Annotated in this window: 13 protein-coding genes; 10 read left to right on the forward strand and 3 right to left on the reverse strand. The window is 66.7% G+C overall.

Features of this window, described 5'->3' with window-relative positions; translation table 11 throughout:
* Positions 1–37 precede the first annotated feature (37 nt).
* The 10 genes from recJ (at position 38) to ACS0OT_RS09290 (ending at position 16,044) form a co-directional block, all read left to right on the forward strand.
* Positions 38–1,795: a single-stranded-DNA-specific exonuclease RecJ gene (recJ, locus tag ACS0OT_RS09245; RefSeq protein ID WP_065185237.1), complete on the forward strand. Its 1,758-nt coding sequence runs from the start codon at positions 38–40 to the stop codon at positions 1,793–1,795.
* 143 nt (positions 1,796–1,938) lie between these two features.
* Positions 1,939–4,851 carry a VIT domain-containing protein gene (locus tag ACS0OT_RS09250; protein WP_164093549.1) on the forward strand — a complete coding sequence of 971 codons (2,913 nt, stop codon included), beginning with the start codon at positions 1,939–1,941 and terminating at the stop codon, positions 4,849–4,851.
* A 79-nt stretch (positions 4,852–4,930) separates the two neighbouring features.
* The gene (locus ACS0OT_RS09255; protein WP_065177618.1) at positions 4,931–5,182 is read left to right on the forward strand and encodes a hypothetical protein; all 252 of its coding nucleotides are present in this window, start codon (positions 4,931–4,933) and stop codon (positions 5,180–5,182) included.
* A protein-coding gene (prfB, locus tag ACS0OT_RS09260; protein WP_111008336.1) for a peptide chain release factor 2 occupies positions 5,105–6,230 on the forward strand; the annotation gives its coding sequence in 2 pieces (ribosomal slippage) (positions 5,105–5,179 and positions 5,181–6,230; 1,125 coding nt in all). Before ACS0OT_RS09255 ends, prfB begins: the two co-directional genes overlap by 78 nt.
* Before the next feature lie 45 nt (positions 6,231–6,275).
* Positions 6,276–7,058, forward strand: a complete 783-nt coding sequence (locus ACS0OT_RS09265; RefSeq protein ID WP_065177619.1) for a helix-turn-helix transcriptional regulator — start codon at positions 6,276–6,278, stop codon at positions 7,056–7,058.
* A gap of 716 nt (positions 7,059–7,774) precedes the next feature.
* Positions 7,775–9,160: an NAD-dependent succinate-semialdehyde dehydrogenase gene (locus ACS0OT_RS09270; protein ID WP_262220293.1), complete on the forward strand. Its 1,386-nt coding sequence runs from the start codon at positions 7,775–7,777 to the stop codon at positions 9,158–9,160.
* A gap of 63 nt (positions 9,161–9,223) precedes the next feature.
* Positions 9,224–10,864 carry an acetolactate synthase large subunit gene (locus ACS0OT_RS09275; protein WP_442256315.1) on the forward strand — a complete coding sequence of 547 codons (1,641 nt, stop codon included), beginning with the start codon at positions 9,224–9,226 and terminating at the stop codon, positions 10,862–10,864.
* A 147-nt stretch (positions 10,865–11,011) separates the two neighbouring features.
* On the forward strand, positions 11,012–12,523 hold the full coding sequence (gene lysS / locus ACS0OT_RS09280) for a lysine--tRNA ligase (protein WP_053499438.1): 1,512 nt from the start codon (positions 11,012–11,014) through the stop codon (positions 12,521–12,523).
* 204 nt (positions 12,524–12,727) lie between these two features.
* Positions 12,728–13,873, forward strand: a complete 1,146-nt coding sequence (locus tag ACS0OT_RS09285) for a response regulator (RefSeq protein WP_049435901.1) — start codon at positions 12,728–12,730, stop codon at positions 13,871–13,873.
* The gene (locus ACS0OT_RS09290; protein ID WP_164230388.1) at positions 13,870–16,044 is read left to right on the forward strand and encodes a response regulator; all 2,175 of its coding nucleotides are present in this window, start codon (positions 13,870–13,872) and stop codon (positions 16,042–16,044) included. Before ACS0OT_RS09285 ends, ACS0OT_RS09290 begins: the two co-directional genes overlap by 4 nt.
* Positions 16,045–16,114: 70 nt before the next feature.
* Here the strand turns inward: ACS0OT_RS09290 and ACS0OT_RS09295 are convergent, their stop codons facing one another.
* The 3 genes from ACS0OT_RS09295 to betA all read right to left on the reverse strand — a co-directional run bounded on the left by ACS0OT_RS09295 (position 16,115) and on the right by betA (position 20,730).
* A complete protein-coding gene (locus tag ACS0OT_RS09295) occupies positions 16,115–16,987 on the reverse strand; it encodes a crotonase/enoyl-CoA hydratase family protein (protein WP_065184932.1) in 873 nt (290 codons plus the stop codon).
* Positions 16,988–17,148: 161 nt separating this feature from the next.
* Positions 17,149–18,825, reverse strand: a complete 1,677-nt coding sequence (locus tag ACS0OT_RS09300; protein WP_065177624.1) for a long-chain fatty acid--CoA ligase — start codon at positions 18,823–18,825, stop codon at positions 17,149–17,151.
* A gap of 222 nt (positions 18,826–19,047) precedes the next feature.
* The gene (betA, locus tag ACS0OT_RS09305) at positions 19,048–20,730 is read right to left on the reverse strand and encodes a choline dehydrogenase (protein WP_005416392.1); all 1,683 of its coding nucleotides are present in this window, start codon (positions 20,728–20,730) and stop codon (positions 19,048–19,050) included.
* Between the last annotated feature and the right edge of the window lie 66 nt (positions 20,731–20,796).

Consider the following 20,796-nt stretch of genomic DNA (forward strand, 5'->3'; position numbering starts at 1 on the left):
GTTATGATGTGCGGGTCTTTCGTAACCGGCGATGCCGATGTCCCTTGCCGCCGATGCTGCGCAGCCGCCCTCTGATACACCGCTGATCCGCCGCCGCGATGCGGTCGTGCCCGGCAGCTGGCCAGAGGGCACGCTGCCATTGCTGGCCCGACTCTATGCCAGCCGTGGTGCGGGAACGCCAGAGCTGGCGCTGCCGAAACTGGGCAGCCTACACGCGCCCGAGCTGCTGACCGGTATCGATGATGCAGTGGGCCTGCTGATCGAAGCCATCGCCAACGACAAGCGCATCCTGGTGGTCGGCGATTTCGATTGCGATGGCGCCACCGCCTGTGCGGTCGGCGTGCGTGGCCTGCGCATGCTCGGCGCGCAACACGTCTTCCACGCGGTGCCGAACCGCATGGTGCATGGCTATGGCCTGTCACCGTCGCTGGTGGAAGAGTTGGCCGCGCTGCAGCCGGACCTGCTGGTCACGGTCGACCACGGTATTGCCTGCCATGCCGGTGTCACCGCGGCCAAGGCGCGCGGCTGGCAGGTGCTGGTCACCGACCACCATCTGCCGGGGCCGCAGCTGCCGCCGGCCGACGTGATCGTCGATCCCAACCTGGATGGCGATGCCTTCCCCAGCAAATCGCTGGCCGGTGTTGGTGTGATCTTCTATGTGCTGATGGCGCTGCGCCGGCATATGCGCGAGGCCGGCGTCTTCGCAGATGGCAAGGGGCCGGACCTGACCACGCTGCTGGATCTGGTGGCGGTGGGCACCGTTGCGGACCTGGTAGCGCTGGACCCGAACAACCGTGCGCTGGTCAGCGCAGGCCTGCGCCGTCTGCGCGCAGGGCAGGGCTGTGTCGGCCTGCGAGCACTGATCGAAGCCAGTGGCCGGGATGCCGCGCGACTGACCGCCACCGACATCGGCTTCGCACTCGGCCCGCGCCTGAACGCGGCGGGCCGGCTGGAAGACATGGCGCTGGGCATCGCGCTGCTGCTCACCGAAGATCCGCGCCAGGCGCGCGAGATCGCGCAGACGCTGGAGCAGATCAACGCAGAACGCCGCGCGGTGCAGCAGTCGATGACCGACGATGCCGAGCAGGCCCTGACCCGCGTGGTGCTGGACATGGCCGGGCAACGGCCGGTGGCCGCCTGCCTGTTTGATGCCGACTGGCATCCCGGTGTGGTCGGCCTGGTCGCTTCGAAGATGAAGGATCGCCTGCATCGCCCGGTGATCGCCTTCGCTCCGGCCGAACCGGGCGCCGACACGCTGCGTGGCTCTGCGCGCTCGATTCCCGGGCTGCACATCCGTGACGCGCTGGCGCTGGTCGATGCGCGCCATCCGGGCCTGATCGACCGCTTCGGCGGTCACGCCATGGCGGCCGGCCTCAGCCTGCGGCTTGACCACGTTGATGACTTCAAGGCCGCCTTCGTCGCCGTGGTGCTGGAAATGCTCGACCCGGCGGCACTGCAGCAGCAGGTGCTCAGCGACGGCGAACTGGCCGCGGACGAGCTCGATCATCGCCACGCCGATGCGCTGCGGTTGGCCGGCCCATGGGGCCAGGGCTTCCCCGAACCCCTGTTCGACGGCCACTTCGAAGTGGCCAACTGGCGCGTGCTGAAGGAGCGCCACCTGAAGCTGGAACTGCGCCTGCCGGGCGTGCCTGGCACGATCAACGCGATCCACTTCGGCGGCTGGCACGGCAATGCGCCCGGCCGACACGTGCACCTCGCCTACCGGCTGGCCTGCGACGACTATCGCGGCGGCAGCGCCATCCAGCTGATCGTGGAGCACTGCCTGCCCGCCTGAGAAAAAGGGGACGGAGGGGATTAAGTCGCAACTGGCAAACAGGGCATAAGCGACTTAATTCCCTCCGTCCCCTTTTTGGGTCTCCCAACCCCGTTACGGCTGCTGGTGCGTTCAAGGGTCCACGATCCCACTGGAGTCCGGTCATGGTCTTCGCCCGTTGCTGCATTGTGTTGTTGCTGGCCCTTGCGGCCTGGCCCGCTGGCGCGCAGTCGCCGCCGATCTCCCGGCCGCAGGCCGCCACGCCGCTGCTGATCGCACCGGCGGCTGAGCAGGCGGTCCAACTGCGACACGCCCGCATCGAGGGCGGGGTCCAGGCGGGCATCGCCCAGACCCGGATCATCCTGGAATTCCACAACCCGAACCGGCGCGTGCTGGAGGGCGAGCTGCAGTTCCCCCTGGCCGATGGCCAGCAGATCAGCGGCTTCGCGCTGGATATCAACGGCGAGATGCGTGACGCGGTGCCGGTGCCGAAGGACCGCGGCCGCCAGGTGTTCGAGGAGATTGCCCGCCGCGGCGTTGACCCGGGCCTGCTGGAACAGACCGCCGGCAACCAGTTCCGCCTGCGCATCTATCCGCTGCCGGCCGGCGGCAGCCGGCGCGTGCAGCTGGTGATTCGCGAGCCGTTGGCCTTCGCCGGCCAAGGCTGGCAGTGGACGCTGCCGCTGCAGTTTGCCGCCGGTGCAGCCTCGGTTGAACTGAAACTGCAGGCACCTGGCACGACCACCGCAGGTACGGCGCCATTCCGCATCAGCGCGGGCCAGCTGCAGTGGCAGGGCAAGGGGGCGCAGCTGCCGAAGCAGCTGCAGTGGGATCTGCCGGCGACCCGCCAGGCACAGGTGCAGGTGGCGCCCTGGCAGGATGGCCACTATCTGCTGGCGCAGCTGCCGGTGGCGGCCAGCAGCACGCCGCGCAAACTGCCGAGCGAAATCGGCCTGCTGTGGGATGGCTCCGGTTCGGCGGGCCAGCGCGATCACACACGTGAGTTCGCCCTGCTGGATCGCTATTTCGCTGCGCTGCGCGACGGCACCGTGGCCTTGACCGTGCTCCGCGATCGCGCCGAGCCGGTGCGTCGCTTCCGCATCCGCGCCGGCAACTGGAGTGAACTGCGCGCAGCCCTGCAGGCCGTGCTCCCGGACGGTGCCAGCGCGCTGGCACAGTGGCAGCCGCAGCCGGGCGTGAAGGAATACCTGCTGGTCAGCGATGGCCTGCTGACCTATGGCCCGGAACAGCTACCGGCGATGGCACCCGATCAGCGCCTGTTTGCGGTCAGCAGTGCGGGTGCGCGCACCGATGCCGTGCGACTGCGTGGTTGGAGTGAGGCGCATGGCGGTCGCTTCATCGCGCTGGGCAAGGATGTCGATGCGGCGGCGCACGCGTTGCTGGCGTCGCCGATGGATGTGCAGGTCGATGCGGGACGCGGCGTGCAGGATGTAGTGATCGATCGCCGCAGTGAAGCCCACGGCTGGCTGTGGCTGCACGCACGACTGGCAGCCGACGGTGTGCCGATGCGGGTGCGCGTGGGCGACGGCGAGTGGGAAGCGCTGCCAGCGACGCAGAAGAGCAAGGACGGTGAACTGCTGGCCGGTTTGTGGGCGCAGGCGCGCCTGCAGCAGCTGGCCGCCGACCGTCGTGGCAACCGCGAGGCGATGCAGCGCCTGTCACAACGGTTTGGCCTGGTGGGGCCGGATACCTCGCTGATCGTGCTGGAGACGTTGGAGGACTACCTGCGCTATGCGATCCGTCCTTCGGGCACGCTGCGCGCGGAGTACGACGCCAGGTTTGCAGTGCAGGTCAGGGATCGCGCCGCTGGGGATCGCCAGCGCCTGGATGAAGTGGCCGCCCGCTGGAAGGAGCGCCAGCAGTGGTGGAGCCGTAGCTGGCCGAAGGATGCGCCGCCGCAGGCCAAGGAAATGGCGCTGGACGTTGCATCCGCAGACTACGCAACCGAATCCGCACCCGTGGCGATGCTGGCAGCCCCTGCACCTGCTGCTCCGCCCGCCCCTGCACCGACGGCAGCAGCGGCCGAGCAGCGTATGCAGGCCGCCAGCGCACGCGCGCGTCGTCCGGCGCCCGCGTCGGAGAATGCACTGGATGCGATTGTGGTCACCGGCGGCACGGTCGATGCCGCTGCGGCCGCCAACGATGGCCAGCTCGGCATCCAGCTGGCGGCCTGGCAGCCGGACTCGGCCATCGCCCGGCGCCTGCGCCAGGGCCCGCCGTCGCAGCTCTATGACCGCTATCTGGCCGAGCGCGATGCCCACGCCGACAGCAGCGCCTTCTTCCTCGATGTGGCCGACCTGCTGCTGGAGCAGGGCCAGCGCGAGCTGGCACTGCGGGTGCTGTCGAACCTGGCCGAAATGGATCTGGATAACCGCCACCTGCTGCGCGTGCTCGGTTACCGACTGATGCAGGCCGATGCTCCCGCACTGGCGGTGCCGGTGTTCGAGCAGGTGCTGGCGATGGGCCAGGAAGAACCGCAGAGCTTCCGCGACCTGGGCCTGGCGCTGGCAGCGGCCGGCAAGCCACAGCAGGCACTGGCGCCGCTGTACCAGGTGGTGGTGCGGCCGTGGGACAGCCGCTTCGATGGCATCGCCCTGATCGCGCTGGATGAGCTGACCAACCTGGTGGCCGGCAGCACGCCCCGGCTGGATACCACCGGCATCGACCCGCGCCTGTTGCAGGCGATGCCGCTGGACCTGCGCGTGGTGCTGTCGTGGGACGCCGACAACAGCGACATGGACCTGTGGGTAACCGACCCGAACGGCGAGCGCGCCTACTACGGCAACCGGCTGACCTACCAGGGCGGGCAGATGTCGCAGGACTTCACCGGCGGCTATGGCCCCGAACAGTTCTCGCTGCGCAACGCCAAGCCGGGCAAGTACAAGGTGGAGGCGAACTACTTTGGCAGCCGCCAGCAACTGGTCACCGGCGCGACGACACTGATGCTGCGTCTGACCACTCATTGGGGCACGGCCAAGCAGAAGGATCAGATGGTGACGATGCGACTGAAGGACCGTGCCGAGACCGTGCTGGTGGGCGAGTTCGAGGTTAAATAGTCAACTGCCCCAAATGGCCGTCCGAGGGTGGGCCAAGGAAGACCCTCGTCGACGCCGCTCTGGGGCAAGGAGGCCCTGTGTGGGGGCGGCTGCAGCCTGGCTGGCTCCCCGCGCCAAGGCGGGTACCGCCTGCCTGAATGCAGCGCCGACGCATCACGCTCGCGCCTCCCCGGCGCAGGCCCAGGCCCTCATTCCGGGCGCCCACGGCCTGCGGTATCATTACCAGTCATCTTTTGAATGCATAACCGCCGACATGATCGAACTGAATCCTGTCCGCCAGCGCATCACCGATCTGACCGATCGCGTGCTGTCGCTTCGGGGGTATCTTTGACTACGACGCCAAGAAAGAGCGTCTTGAAGAAGTAACGCGGGAGCTGGAAAGCCCCGACGTCTGGAACAACGCCGAGTACGCCCAGAACCTGGGCCGCGAGCGTTCCAGCCTGGAAAAGACCGTGGGCGGGATCGCCTCGGTGCTCGATGGCCTGAACGACGCCACTGAACTGCTGGAGCTGGCCGAGTCCGAGCAGGACGAGGAGACCGCACTGGCGGTGGTCGCCGACCTCGACAAGCACCAGGCGCACGTGGAGAAGCTGGAGTTCCAGCGCATGTTCTCCGGCGAGATGGACAATGCGGCGGCGTTCGTCGACATCCAGGCCGGTGCCGGTGGTACCGAAGCCCAGGACTGGGCCGAGATCCTGCTGCGCATGTACCTGCGCTGGTGCGAATCGCGCGGCTGGAAGACCGAGCTGATGGAAGTCTCCGGTGGCGACGTCGCCGGCATCAAGTCGGCCACGCTGCGCGTGGAAGGCGACTATGCCTATGGCTGGCTGAAGACCGAGACCGGCGTGCACCGCCTGGTGCGCAAGTCGCCGTTCGACTCCGACAACCGCCGCCACACCAGCTTCACCTCGGTGTTCGTGTCGCCGGAAATCGATGACAACATCGACATCACCATCAACCCGGCCGACCTGCGTACCGACGTGTACCGCTCGTCCGGTGCCGGTGGCCAGCACGTGAACAAGACCGAGTCGGCGGTGCGTATCACCCACATCCCGACCAACATCGTTGTGGCGTGCCAGACCGGCCGCAGCCAGCACCAGAACCGCGACAACGCGATGAAGATGCTGGCCGCCAAGCTGTACGAGCTGGAGATCCAGAAGCGCAACGCCGAGAAGGACGCGGTGGAAGCCACCAAGTCCGACATCGGCTGGGGCAGCCAGATCCGCAACTACGTGCTGGACCAGAGCCGTATCAAGGACCTGCGTACCGGCATCGAGCGTTCGGATACGCAGAAGGTGCTGGACGGCGACCTGGACGAGTTCGTCGAGGCCAGCCTGAAGGCCGGTTTGGCCGTGGGCTCCAAGCGCGCCGATGCCTGATCGACGCGCCTGCGCGGATATCATCGCCTTCCGCAGCGGAGGGCGATGATGCGCAGCGAAAGTGAACGCAAGGAACTCGGTAGCTTCCTGAAGGCCTGCCGCGCCCGTGTCGACCCCGCCACGCTCGGCCTCCCGGCCGGGCGGCGGCGCACCCCGGGCCTGAAGCGCGAGGAAGTGGCGCTGGCCATCGGGGTCAGTGTCAGCTGGTACACCTGGATCGAGCAGGGCCGTGAAGTGCGCGCCTCGCCCGAAGTGCTCGAGCGCCTGGCCAAGGTGCTGCGCATGAGCGACGACGAACGCGCCTATGCATTCGCGCTGTCCGGCTATGGCGTACCGCTGGAATCGCCGGACGAGAGCGTGACCGACGGCCTGCGCCAGCTGGTCGAAGCGATGCAGCCGATCCCGGCCTATGTGCGCAACACCCGGTTCGATATCCTGGCCTGGAACCCGGCCATCGCCGATCTGTTCGTGGACTACAGCCAGCTGGCGCCGCATGAGCGCAACACGCTGCGGCTGATGTTCCTGTACCCGCCGTACCGCACGCTGATCCTCAACTGGGAAGAAATGACCCGCGGCCTGCTGGCCGGCTTCCGCGCGGCGATGGCGCAGGCGCCGGACAAGGCGCCGTTCCTGGCGCTGGTGGAGGACATCGCCGCGCACAGCGAGGCGTTCCGGCGGTGGTGGCCGGAGCACGACGTGCGGCGGTTCGATGAAGGTGCGAAGAAGCTCAACCATCCCACGCGGGGATTGCTGGACCTGCAGTACGTGGCGCTGGTGCCGGAGAGCCGGCACGACCTTTCCCTGGTGACCTACCTGCCGCGAAAGTAGGGGTGTTCGGCAGGGCTTGCAGCCCTGCACCCGCAGAGGCCGAGCAACAGCAACAGCAACAGCGGGCATTCCGTTGGATGGCGGGGCGGTGTGGGTTGGCAGGACACGCCGTAAACCCGTCCATGGGGGCTCGATGGCGCCATCCATGGCGCCAACGGTCCTGCCAACCCACACCGCCCCACCTCTGACAATTTCCCGCGGCTGTTGGCAGGTGTCGACCTTGGTCGACACATCTGTCAGATATCGAAAGAAATTCCGGGGTCAGATCCGTTTTCCCATGGAAAACGGATCTGACCCCAAGAGTATTTCCAACAGATCGCGGAAAACTGTCGAAGGCGGGGTGGGCCCGGTTGCGGGGGCGTGAGCGCCATGGATGGCGCGACCGAGGCTACATGGGTGAGGGCGCTTTGCTTGCGAAGCACTGCTTCGCAAGCGCCCGAACGCCCAGCCGCCGGCGGCTGGGCCGGACCCCGGAGGGGGATTCACGCCGTCCCCCGCAACCGGACCCACCCCGCCATCCCACGGAATGCAGGCCTTTGACCTTGACGTTGCCTTGGCCTCTGCGGGTGCAGGGCGCAGCTCTGCAAACAGCCCCATTCAGACAGGTAAGTGCAGGTCACAGGATAAGCAGACGCCTTGTTGCCTCCGCCAATCGGGTTCACATTCCTGTGCAGAAGACGGGCCGCTGCCCGTTGCCGAGACAACAGGAGCCCTGCATGTCCGCTGCCCCCACCACCGCCATTTCCCGTGATCCGGCCACCGGCCAGCAGATCGCCAGCCACCCCTTCGCTACCGACGCCGAACTGGAAGCCATCCTCGATCGCGGCCAGGTCGGCTTTGCGGCCTGGAGCGTCAAGAGCCTCGAACAGCGCGCAGACGTACTGCGTGCGATGGCCGCCGTACTGCGGCGTGACCGTGAGAAGCTGGCCGCGCTGGCTACCGCCGAGATGGGCAAGGTGCAGGCCGAATCGCTGGCCGAGATCGAGAAGTGCGCCGTGCTGTGCGACTGGTACGCCGACCACGGTGCGCAGTTCCTGCGCGACGAGCCGACCCAGGTGCCCGACGACAAGGCCTATGTGGCCTACCTGCCGCTGGGCGTGGTGCTGGGCATCATGCCGTGGAACTTCCCGTACTGGCAGGTGATGCGTGCGGCGGTGCCGATCCTGATGGGCGGCAACGGCTTCCTGCTGAAGCCGGCCGAGAACATCGTCGGTACCGCGCAGCTGCTCGACGCGGCCTGGCGCGATGCCGGGCTGCCGGAAGGCACCTTCATCGCCGCCAACATCAGCCGCGAGGGCACCAGCCGCGCGATCGCCGATGATCGCATCGCCGCAGTGACCCTGACCGGCAGCGTGGCCGCAGGCCGCAGCATCGGCGCCCAGGCCGGGCAGGCGCTGAAGAAGGTGGTGCTGGAGCTGGGGGGCTCGGATCCGTTCATCGTGCTGGCCGACGCCGATCTGGACGCCGCCGTTGATGCGGCGGTGGCCTCGCGCTTCCAGAACACCGGGCAGGTCTGCATCGCCGGAAAGCGCATCATCGTCGAAGACGCGGTCTACGATCGTTTCGTGGCGCAGTTCTGCCAGAAGGTGCAGGCACTGACCATCGGCGATGGCCGCGACCCGGCCAACCGCATCGGCCCGATGGCGCGCCAGGACCTGCTGGAGCAGCTCGATGCGCAGGTACGGGCTTCGGTGGAGGCCGGTGCGCGGCTGCTGGTTGGCGGCCACCCGCTGGATCGCCCTGGAGCCTTCTATGCACCCACCGTGCTGGCCGACGTAGAGCCTGGCATGCAGGCCTTCGATACCGAGACCTTCGGGCCGGTGGCCTCGATCAGTCGCGCCCGCGACGCCGACCATGCGGTGGAACTGGCCAACCAGAGCGAATTCGGCCTGAGCGGCAACCTGTGGACCGGCGACCGCGCACGGGCCATGCAGCTGGCGCGCCGGCTGCAGACCGGCGGCGTGTTCGTCAACGGCTTCTCCGCTTCAGACCCGCGCGTGCCGATCGGCGGCGTGAAAAAGAGTGGCTTCGGTCGTGAGCTCTCGCACTTCGGCATCCGCGAATTCGTCAACGCGCAGACGGTGTGGTTCGACAAGCGTTGACGCGCGGCTCTCATCCTTCCTGCAACGATCCACCACCAGTCCAGCGAAAAGGACGGCATTCCAATGTCCAAGGGTTCAGATCTGCTTGTCGCCGCGCTTGAGAACGAAGGCGTCGAGCGCATTTTCGGTATTCCCGGCGAAGAGAACCTCGACGTGGTCGAGTCGCTTCGTCATTCCAGCATCGAGCTGGTCATCACCCGCCACGAACAGGCAGCGGTGTTCATGGCTGCAACCTATGGCCGCCTGACCGGCAAGCCCGGCGTGTGCCTGGCCACGCTCGGCCCCGGCGCGCTCAACTTCACCACCGGCGCCGCCTATGCGCTGCTGGGTGCGTGGCCGGTGATCATGATCACCGGCCAGAAGGGCATCGTCGCCAGCAAGCAGGCGCGCTTCCAGATTGTCGACATCGTCGGCACGATGAAGCCGCTGACCAAGCAGGCGCGGCAGATCGTCTCGGCGCGCACGATCCCGACCATCGTCCGCGAGGCGTTCCGTGTCGCTCAGGAGGAGCGCCCGGGCCCGGTGCTGCTGGAGCTGCCCGAAGACATCGCGGCCGATGAGGTCGAGGGCGTGGCGCTGATTCCGCCGCATGCGGTGGACCGTCCCATTGCCAGCCCGGAGGCGCTGGATCGGGCGGCTGAGATCATCCGCAATGCCAAGCGGCCGTTGTTGATGATCGCATCGGCGGCGTCGCGACCGCAGTCCAGTGAAGCGCTGTCGGCCTTTGTGTTGCGCGCCGGCATCCCGTTCTTCACCACGCAGATGGGCAAGGGCGCGGTGGCCGGAGGTTCGGGCCTGTACATGGGCACCGCCGCGCTGACCGAGCGTGACTACGTGCACATGGCGATCGACCAGGCTGACGTGATCGTGACCATCGGCCACGAGGTGACCGAAAAGCCGCCGTTCGTGATGCGCCCGGGTGGCCCGACCGTGATCCATATCGGCTACTCGCAGGCGGCGGTGGAACAGGTGTACTTCCCGCAGGTGGAGGTGATCGGCGACATCGGCCGTTCGCTCACCCAACTGGCCGACCGCATCGAAGGCGCGGTGCCGAACGCCTATGCTTTGCTGCCGCTGCGCGCGACCATCCTCGAGCATCTGGCCGACCGCGCCGAAGAGGCCGGGTTCACACCGCAGCGGCTGGTGCACGACGTGCGCCAGGTGATGCCGCCGGACGGCATCGTGGCGCTGGACAACGGCATGTACAAGATCTGGTTCGCCCGCAACTACCGTACCCAGGTCGCCAACACATTGCTGCTGGACAACGCGCTGGCGACCATGGGCGCGGGCCTGCCATCGGCGATCATGGCCTCGATCCTGTATCCACAGCGGCGGGTGCTGGCGGTGTGTGGTGATGGTGGTTTCATGATGAACAGCCAGGAGCTGGAGACAGCGCGCCGGCTGGGGCTCAACCTGGTGGTGCTGATCCTCAATGACGGCGCCTACGGCATGATCCGCTGGAAGCAGGCGGTGGATGGCTTCACCGACTACGGCATGACCTTCAGCAACCCCGACTTCGTGAAGTATGCCGAGGCCTATGGCTGCAAGGGGCATGAGGTGACCGCCATCGAGCAGTTCATCCCGACCCTGCAGGCGGCCTTCAACGAGGGCGGGGTGCACCTGGTGTCGGTGCCGATCGATTACTCGGAAAACCAGCGGGTGCTGGTGGACGAGCTGCGCCAGGCGTTCCCCGGGAACGCGTAGGCGCCGATCCGCTGATGGGGTCAGATCCCTTTGCTGCGCAAAGGGATCTGACCCCTCTCCCGGCTTGGGCAGGGCGGTTTTGGTATGCTGGGCAACCGGCTGTGCCGGGCGCAGCATCCCCCCTCACTACACGATTCCCGCAGATCCATGAGCGAAGCTACCGATACCCCCCCCGTCGACGAGAACAAGTTGATCGCCGAGCGCCGTGAGAAACTCAAAGCGCTGCGTGGGCAGGGCATCGCGTACCCGAACGATTTCCGTCGTGAGGACTTCGCCGGCCGCCTGCAGGACGAATTCGCCGATGCCGAACAGTGGACCGCCGAGGCGCTGGAAGGCAACGGCCGCCAGGTGAAGATGGCCGGCCGCCTGATGGCCAAGCGCATCATGGGCAAGGCGAGCTTCGCGCAGATCCAGGACGAGTCCGGCCGCATCCAGCTGTTCCTGCAGGGGGCCGTGCTGGGCGATGCCTACACCGCGTTCAAGGGCTGGGACGTGGGCGACATCATCGCCGTAGAAGGTGGCCTGACCCGCACCAAGACCGGCGAGCTGTCGGTCAAGGCCGAGTCGATCCGCCTGCTGACCAAGTCGCTGCGTCCGTTGCCGGACAAGTGGCATGGCCTGGCCGACGTCGAGCAGCGTTACCGCCAGCGTTACGTCGACCTGATCGTCACCCCGGAGTCGCGCGCGGTCTTCATCAAGCGCTCGAAGATCATCCGCGCCATGCGTGCGTGGCTGGACAACCGCGACTTCCTGGAAGTCGAGACGCCGATGATGCATTACATCCCCGGCGGCGCGGCGGCCAAGCCGTTCACCACCCACCACAACGCGCTGGACCTGGACCTGTACCTGCGCGTGGCGCCGGAGCTGTACCTCAAGCGCCTGACGGTGGGCGGCCTGGAGCGCGTGTACGAGATCAACCGCAACTTCCGCAACGAAGGCGTCAGCACCCGCCACAATCCAGAATTCACCATGATGGAGCTGTACGAGGCCTATGCCACGTACAACGAGATCATGGACCTGACCGAAGGCGTGATCCGTGACGTGGCCAGGACAGTCAACGGCAGCACCGAGGTCGAGTGGGACGGGGCGAAGATCGACCTGGGCCCGGCGTTCCGCCGCTGGCGCATGGACGAAGCCGTGCGCCACCACAACCCGGAAATCTCGGTTGCCGACTGCACCGACCGTGACGCGCTGCTGCGCCATTGCGAGCGCTTGAACATCCGCGTCAAGCCGTCCTACGGCTGGGGCAAGCTGCTCCTTGAGATCTTCGAGGCCACCGTCGAGCACACCCTGATCCAGCCGACCTTCATCACCGACCATCCGGTGGAAGTCTCGCCGCTGGCCCGTGCCAACGACAATGATCCGGGCTACACCGACCGCTTCGAGCTGTTCGTCAACGGCAAGGAGCTGGCCAATGGCTTCTCCGAGTTGAACGACCCGGAAGACCAGGCCCAGCGCTTCCAGGCCCAGGTGGCCGCGAAGGAAGGTGGCGACGACGAGGCCATGCACTACGACGCCGACTACATCCGTGCGCTGGAGTACGGCATGGCCCCGACCGGCGGCCTGGGCATCGGCGTCGATCGTCTGGTGATGCTGCTGACCGGCAGCAGCTCGATCCGCGATGTGCTGCTGTTCCCGTACATGCGTCCGGAGCAGTAAGTCACCTTTTTGACTCCCGATTGTGCGCGCCGTCCCGAAACGAGACGGCGCGATTGACGCGTCCCGCACTCGGCGTATCGTAATTGCACTACCTTGACGCCTGCTATGGCTTGATCGGCGTTAGGGGAGGGCACGGTGTGGGGAGTCCGCTTCACATTGTGATGACGATCATGAATCGGGATGCACGACACGGGAGTCAGGCCGATGCAGGGTGCGAGCGTTCGCAGCGGCAGAGTATCCTCGCCTGCTGATGATCCAGCGTGGTCGAAAAACCAGGCAGAGTACGCGTTGAATATCGTCATCGTTGATGACCAGACTTCCGCCCGGACGATGCTGCGTCACGTCATCGAAGACATCGCGCCGGAACTGAGCGTGTATGACTTCGGCGATCCGCTGACCGCATTGGCCTGGTGTGAAGCCCATCCGGTCGACCTGCTGCTGCTCGATTACCGCATGCCGGAGATGGACGGGCTGGAATTCGCTCGCCGTTTCCGTCGGCTGCCCAAGCACCGCGACATTCCGGTGATCCTGATCACCGTGGTCGGTGACGAGCCGATCCGCCAGGCGGCACTGGAAGCAGGGGTCATCGACTTCCTGGTCAAGCCGATCCGCCCGCGCGAACTGCGTGCGCGCTGCTACAACCTGCTGCAGCTGCGCCAGCAGACCGAGAACGTGAAGCAACGGGCGCTGTCGCTGGAGCAGCGCCTGCTGGCCAGCATGCATGAGGTCGAAGAGCGGGAGCGCGAAACGCTGTCGCGGCTGGCGCGCGCGATCGAGTTCCGTGATGCCGGCACCAGCGCCTACCTGGAGCGCATGGCACGTGTGGCCGGCCTGATTGCCGAACAGCTCGGGCTGCCCGAGGAGGAGGTGCGCCTGATCGAAATGGCTGCGCCGCTGCATGACATGGGCAAGATCGCCATTCCCGATGCGGTGCTGCTCAAGCAGGGCAAGCTCAACGAGGAGGAGCTGGCGATCATGCGCCGGCACCCGCGGATTGGCCATGAACTGCTGAGCGGCAGCCAGAATCGTTTCATCCAGGTTGGCGCGTTGATCGCACTGCGTCATCATGAGCGCTACGACGGCAGCGGCTATCCTGATGGGCTGGTCGGCGATGCGATTCCGCTGGAAGCGCGCATCGTGGCTGTCGCCGATGTCTTCGACGCCCTGATTTCGCCCCGTCCGTACAAGGAAGCATGGACCATGGAAGCCACCCTGGCTTATCTCTACGCCCAGCGTGGACGGCTGTTCGATCCCCGATGTGTGGACGCGCTGCTGCGCGGCCGCGAACAGCTGGACCAGATCTGCGCCGAGCATTCGATGGCGTCCGCGCGCCCGGGGCTGGGCGCGTGAAACGGCTGTTGTCGCAGCTGCGGCTGCGCCTGTCCCAGCGCCAGGACAGCGAACACGGCCAGCAGATCGTCCGTATTGTCCTGATCAGCCTGATCCTGGCCTACGTGCTGTTGCCGGCGCCGCGCCACGATCTGCCGCACACGCAGTACGTGGGCGTGCTGGCGATCGTCTTGACCGGCCTGAGCCTGTCGCTGCTGCTGTTCGGCTGGCTGCTGTGGCGGCCGGCGCGTTCCGATCCCCGCCGCGTGCTGGGCATGCTCGCCGACTATGGCCTGATCGCTGCCGGCATGGTGCAGATGGGCGAGCCGCTGGCCTGGGTCTACATCGTGGTGATGTGGGTGACGGTCGGCAACGGCATGCGCTTCGGCAACCACTACCTGTACGTGGCGGTGGCGATGGCGATGGTGAGCTTCGGTTGCACGGTGCTGCTGACGCCTTACTGGCAACAGAATTTCCGTCTGGCCATCGGCCTCTGGCTCGGCCTGGCGGCGGTGCCGCTGTACTTCTCGACACTGCTGCGGCAGCTGACCGAAGCGATGGCCGAGGCGCGCCGTGCCAGCGAGGCCAAGAGCCGTTTCCTGGCCAACATGAGCCACGAGTTCCGCACGCCGTTGAACGGCCTCAACGGCATGACCGAAGTGCTGGCGACCACGCGCCTGGACGATGAGCAGCGCGAGTGCCTCAACACCATCCAGGCGTCGTCGCGCAGCCTGCTGGCGCTGGTGGAGGAAGTGCTGGACATCTCGGCCATCGAGGCCGGCAAGCTGCGCGTGGTGGCCGAAGACTTCGCCGTGGCCGACGTGATCCAGGCGATCGGGCTGATCCTGTTGCCGCAGGCCAAGGCCAAGCGCCTGGATTACCGGGTGAAGGTCGCCGATGGTGTGCCGCCCCGCGTGCGCGGAGACGTCGGGCACCTGCGGCAGATCCTGCTGAACCTGGCCGGCAACGCGGTCAAGTTCACCGATCACGGCCGGGTCGAAATCCGTGTCAGCGTGGTGCAGGCCGATACCAGTGGCGCGGTGCGGCTGCGCTTCGACATCCTCGACACCGGCATCGGTGTAGCGCCGGCCATGCGTGCGCGGCTGTTCGATGCCTTCGAGCAGGCTGACGTCAGCATGGCGCGTCGCCACGAGGGCACCGGGCTGGGCACGACAATCGCCAAGGGCCTGGTCGAAGCAATGGACGGCGATATCGGTTATCTGGAAAACCCGCCGCGCGGCAGCCATTTCTGGGTCGAGCTGCCGTTCGCGCCGCCGCAACCGCAGGTGCCGGGTGCGGTGCCGAGCCTGACCGGCGACGACGACGCGGGGCCGGGTGGCAACGTGATCGCATTTGCCGACCCGTTCCTGCGCCATCGCGCCCGCGTGCGCAGCATGCAGATCCTGGTGGCCGACGACCACGAGGCCAACCGCATGGTTCTGCAGCGCCTGCTGCAGAAGGCCGGGCATCGCGTGCTGTGCGTGGACGGCGGTGAGGCAGTGCTGGATGCGCTGGCCGACAGTGAGTTCGATGCGGTCATCGTCGACCTGCACATGCCGGGCATGAGTGGGCTGGACATGCTGAAGGAGTTGCGGGTGATGCAGGCCGGCGGCGGTCCGCGCACGCCGGTGCTGGTGCTCAGTGCCGATGTCACGCCCGAGGCGATCCAGCGCTGCACCCAGGCTGGAGCGCATGCTTTCCTGGCCAAGCCCGTGGTGGCGGTGCGCCTGCTCGATACCCTGGCCGAGATCGCCAGCAACGCCCAGCTGAAGACCATGGCCGCACCGGTGGTGCGACCGATGGCGCTGCAGGATGGGGTGCTCGACAGCAGCGTGCTGGACGAGCTGGCCTCGCTGGGGATGGGCGAGGGCTTCGAACGTGAGTTCATCCGCCAGTGCCTGGAGGACGTGGCGGGCTGCATGGGCAAGGCCGAGCAGGCCGGTGAGGCCACGCAGTGGGATGTGTTCCGCGAACAATCCCACGCGATCAAGGGCGTGGCCAGCAACCTTGGCCTGATGCGCGCGTCCAACCGTGCCGGCGAGCTGATGCGGATGGCCGACTGGCAGCTGAAGACCGAATGGCGCCAGCGCCTGGGCATCCTGCAGGAGGCGATCAAGGAAGGCCGGCGCGCGCTGGAGGCACGGGCCGAACGCCGGCTGCGCGGCGCTGCCGACGATGGCGAGGCGCGTTGAACCACGGCAGGGTGCATAAAAAAAGCCCGGTGGCCAACCGGGCTTGAACCCATCCTGGGGGAGGGATGAATCAGGCCGCGTCGAGGCTGGCGCGACGGGTCTGGGCCTTGATCAGGCGGTCCATGGTGCGCAGCGAACGGTCGCCGAGGGCCAGGGCGGAATCGACCCAAACCTTGGTGATCTCCAGCAGTTCGTCGTAGCTGACCGGCTGGGCGATGGCGCGTGCGGCGTTCATCGCCAGATAGGACTGCGGTGTGCGCTGCTGCTGGCGGATCAGTTCTTCCACCGCCGCCCGGCCTTCGCCCTTCTTCACCAGCACGTCGACCACGCCCATCGCGTGCATCTCCTCGGCGCTGTAGACCCGGCCGTCGAGGATGATCTTCTCGGCGAGGTGGGGGGACACGCGCCGGCACAGGAAGGAGTACGCACCCATGCCCGGGAACAGGCCGAACAGCACCTCCGGCAGGCCCAGTCCGCTGCCTTCCTCGGCGACGATGGTGTGGCAGGCCAGGGCCATTTCCAGCCCGCCGCCGAGGGCGTCACCCTGGATCAGGGCGATCGAACGGACGTCGCCGCCGAACCCGGTGTGCAGGTGGTGCACGCCCTCCACGCAGCGCTGGGCATAGTTCAGCAGGAGGTCGCGGTTGCCTTCGCGGATCAGGCGTGTGAACAGGTCCAGGTCGCCGCCCAGATTGTAGGCGACGGCATCGGAGGCCAGCACGAAATGCCGCAATGTTCCGCTGTGGCGTTCGGCAGGGCTGCGGGTGATGGCCGCCATGTAGCTCCACATCTCGTCGAGCATGTCCTTGCGGCAGCAGGGGCGGATCCCGGTGGCGGCATCGGCGTGCATGAACAGCCAGTGGGCAGCGCCGCCGGCGCTGTCTTCGGTGCGGATGGTGGCGAACGGTGAGCCGCTTGAAGGCAGCTTTTCGATGGTACTCATGGAAGGGTCCTCGGCATGCGGCCCGCAGTGTCAGGTGGGTGGCCGGCGGGCCGAACGGTCCACACACGCGGCGATGCTACACCGCCCCAGGGGCGTCGCATGCGAAAGGGCCCGGGACGTTTCCGCCCCGGGCCCTGCATCGTTCAAATTGCCGCAAACCCTTACTGGGCGGGCGTATCGCGGAGTTCGCGGCGGAGGATCTTGCCGACATTGGTCTTCGGCAGCTCCTTTCGGAATTCAACGATTTTGGGGTGCTTGTAGCCGGTCAGGTTGGCCCGGGCATGCTCCTTGACCATTTCGGCGGTCAGGTTCGGGTCCTTCTTCACGATGACCACCTTGACCACTTCCCCGGACTTTTCGTCCGGCACGCCGACCGCGGCCACTTCCAGCACGCCCGGCATCATCGCGATCACGTCCTCGACTTCATTTGGGTACACGTTGAAGCCGGACACCAGGATCATGTCCTTCTTGCGGTCGACGATGTAGAAGAAGCCGTGTTCGTCCATCTTCGCCATGTCGCCGGTATGCAGCCAGCCGTCGGCATCGATCGCCTTGGCGGTTTCCTCCGGGCGCTGCCAGTAGCCCTTCATCACCTGCGGGCCCTTGATGCAGAGCTCGCCGACCTCGCCCAGCGGCAGGATGGCGCTGTTGTCGTCCTTGATGCAGGCATCGGTGGACGGGATCGGCAAGCCGATCGAGCCGTTGTATTCGGTCAGGGTGAGCGGGTTGATGCAGGCCGCCGGCGAGGTCTCGGTCAGGCCATACGCCTCGACCAGGGTCACCCCGGTGACCTTCTTCCAACGCTCGGCCACGGCGCGTTGCACCGCCATGCCGCCGCCCAAGGTGACCTTCAGCGAGGAAAAGTCGACCGTGTCGAAGCCGGGGGTGTTGAGCAGGCCATTGAACAGCGTGTTGACGCCGGTGATGGCGGTGAAGCGCACCGACTTGAGCTCCTTGACGAAGCCCTTCATGTCACGCGGATTGGTGATCAGGTGGTTGCAGCCACCGAACTTCATGAAGACCAGCCCGTTCGCGGTCAGTGCGAAGATGTGGTACAGCGGCAGGGCGGTGATGATCCACTCCTTGCCCATCTCGATGCCCGACGCACTGATCCAGGCCGAGGCCTGCTGCATGTTGGCGATCAGGTTGCGGTTGGTCAGCATCGCGCCCTTGGCCACGCCGGTGGTGCCGCCGGTGTACTGCAGGAACGCAATGTCGTCGTGGTCGATCTCGACCTGGGGCAGGCTGTGGCGGCTGCCGATCTTCAGCGCCTGGCGGAAGCGCACCGCGCCCTTGAGATGGTAGTTGGGCACCATCTTCTTGATGTACTTCAGCACGAAGTTGACGATCACGCCCTTGGCGCCAAGCAGGTCGCCCAGGCCGGTGGTGATCACGTGCTTGACCGGCGTATCGGCGATGACCTGCTCGACGGTGTCGCCGAAGTTGTCGACCACCACCAGTGCGGTCACGCCGGCATCGATCAGCTGGTGCTTGAGCTCGCGCGCGGTGTACAACGGATTGACATTGACCACGGTCAGGCCGGCGCGCAGCACGCCGAAGGTGGCCACCGGGTACTGCAGGCAGTTGGGCATCATCAGGGCGACGCGGTCACCCTTCTTGAGCTTGAGCTCTCCCAGCAGGTAGGCCGCGAACTGATTGACCAGCGCGTCGGTCTCGCCATAGGTGAGGACCTTGCCGAAGCTGGAGTAGGCGGGACGGTCGCGGAATTTCGCGACGGAAGCGTCGAAGACCGAAGCTACCGAATGGAACTCGTTGACGTCGATCTCGGCGGGAACGCCTTTCGGATAGCTCTGCAGCCAGGGACGATCCAGACTCATATTCCCCCTCCAGGAATCGTGATGTATTAGGTTCCGGCCCTGAGCGTATCGACAATGGCCGGTCATTGCAGCATACCCCGCCGTAGGGAAAACGCGAAGAGGCCCCGAAGGGCCTCTTTGCTGGGTAGTGCCGGCCGCTGGCCGGCATCTGTGCTCGATCGGGATTCCGGTTGGTGCCGGCCAGCGGCCGGCACTACCGTGGCGCCAACCGGGCCGCTTGCGTCAGCCCTGCTTGCGCACCGGTGCGCCGTTGGCCTTGTAGTACGGCGCAGTGCTGCGGGCCAGCGGGGTGCGGCCGCGGATCACGTCGGCCAGCTTCTCGGCCATCATGATGGTCGGCGCGTTGAGGTTGCCGGTCACCACCTGCGGCATGATCGAGGCATCGACGATGCGGAGGCCTTCCAGGCCGTGCACGCGACCCTGGCCATCGACCACCGCCATCGGGTCATCAGCATGGCCCATCTTGTTCGAGCACGACGGGTGGTAGGCGGTTTCGGCATGCTCGCGCACGAATGCATCGATCTGCGCGTCGGTCTGCAGTGCACTGCCCGGCGAGATCTCGCGGCCGCTGTACGGGGCCAGCGCCGGCTGCGCGAAGATCTCGCGGGTGATGCGGATCGCCGCGCGGAATTCGCGCCAGTCCTGCTCGTGCGACATGTAGTTGAACAGAATGCTCGGATGTTCGCGCGGGTCCTTCGAGCGCACATGGATGCGGCCACGGCTGGGCGAGCGCATCGAGCCGACGTGCATCTGGAAGCTGTGCGCCTTGATCGGGTTGGAGCCGTTGTAGTTGATCGCCACCGGCAGGAAGTGGTACTGCAGGTTCGGCCAGTCGAACTCGGCGTCGCTGCGGATGAAGCCACCGGCCTCGAACTGGTTGCTGGCGCCGATGCCGGTGCCCAGGAACAGCCACTCGGCACCGATCGCCGGCTGGTTGTACAGCTTCAGCGCCGGCGCCAGCGACACCGGCTTCTTGCATTCGTACTGCAGGTACATCTCAAGGTGATCCTGCAGGTTGGCGCCGACGCCGGGCAGGTGGTGCACCAGGTCGATGTCCAGGCTGCGCAGCAGGTCGGCCGGGCCGACACCCGAGCGCTGCAGGATCTGCGGCGAGGCGATGGCGCCGCCGCACAGCAGCACTTCGCGGCGGGCGGTGGCGCGCTGCGGCTGGTCGTTGTGCAGCCACTGCACGCCCACCGCGCGCTTGCCCGAGAACAGGATGCGGTCGGTCAGCGCGTGGGTGACGATGGTCAGGTTCGGGCGTGGCTTGGCCAGGTCCAGGTAGCCGCGGGCGGTGCTGGAACGACGGCCGTTCGGGGTCACCGTGCGGTCCATCGGGCCGAAGCCTTCCTGCTGATAGCCGTTGAGGTCGTCGGTGCGCGGGTAGCCGGCCTGCACGCCGGCTTCGACCATCGCAGCGAACAGTTCGTTGTTGCCGGCCTTCGGCGTGGTCACCCGCAGCGGGCCATCACCACCGTGGTAGTCGTTGGGGCCGATGTCGCGGGTTTCGGCCTTGCGGAAGTAGGGCAGGCAGTCCAGATAGGTCCAGTCTTCCAGGCCCGGCATGCTGGCCCAGTTGTCGTAGTCCATCGCGTTGCCGCGGATGTAGCACATGCCGTTGATCAGCGACGAGCCACCCAGGCCCTTGCCGCGGCCGCAGTCCATGCGGCGGTTGTTCATGAAGGGCTCCGGATCGGTCTTGTACGCCCAGTTGTAGCGCTTGCCCTGCAGCGGGAAGGCCAGTGCAGCCGGCATCTGGGTACGGAAGTCGAGCCGGTAGTCCGGGCCACCGGCTTCCAGCAGCAGCACGCTGACATCGGCATCTTCGGTGAGGCGGGTGGCCAGCACGTTGCCGGCTGAACCGGCGCCGATGATGATGTAGTCGTACTCGTTATGGGTGCTCATGGGTGTCTCCTGCAGGCCGGGGCGCGCTGCATGCAGGCGTCCCGGCGGAATGTCGGATCGGCGCGG

This window comes from Stenotrophomonas maltophilia group sp. RY12688, assembly GCF_052149045.1.
GTDB classification, from domain to species: domain Bacteria; phylum Pseudomonadota; class Gammaproteobacteria; order Xanthomonadales; family Xanthomonadaceae; genus Stenotrophomonas; species Stenotrophomonas sepilia.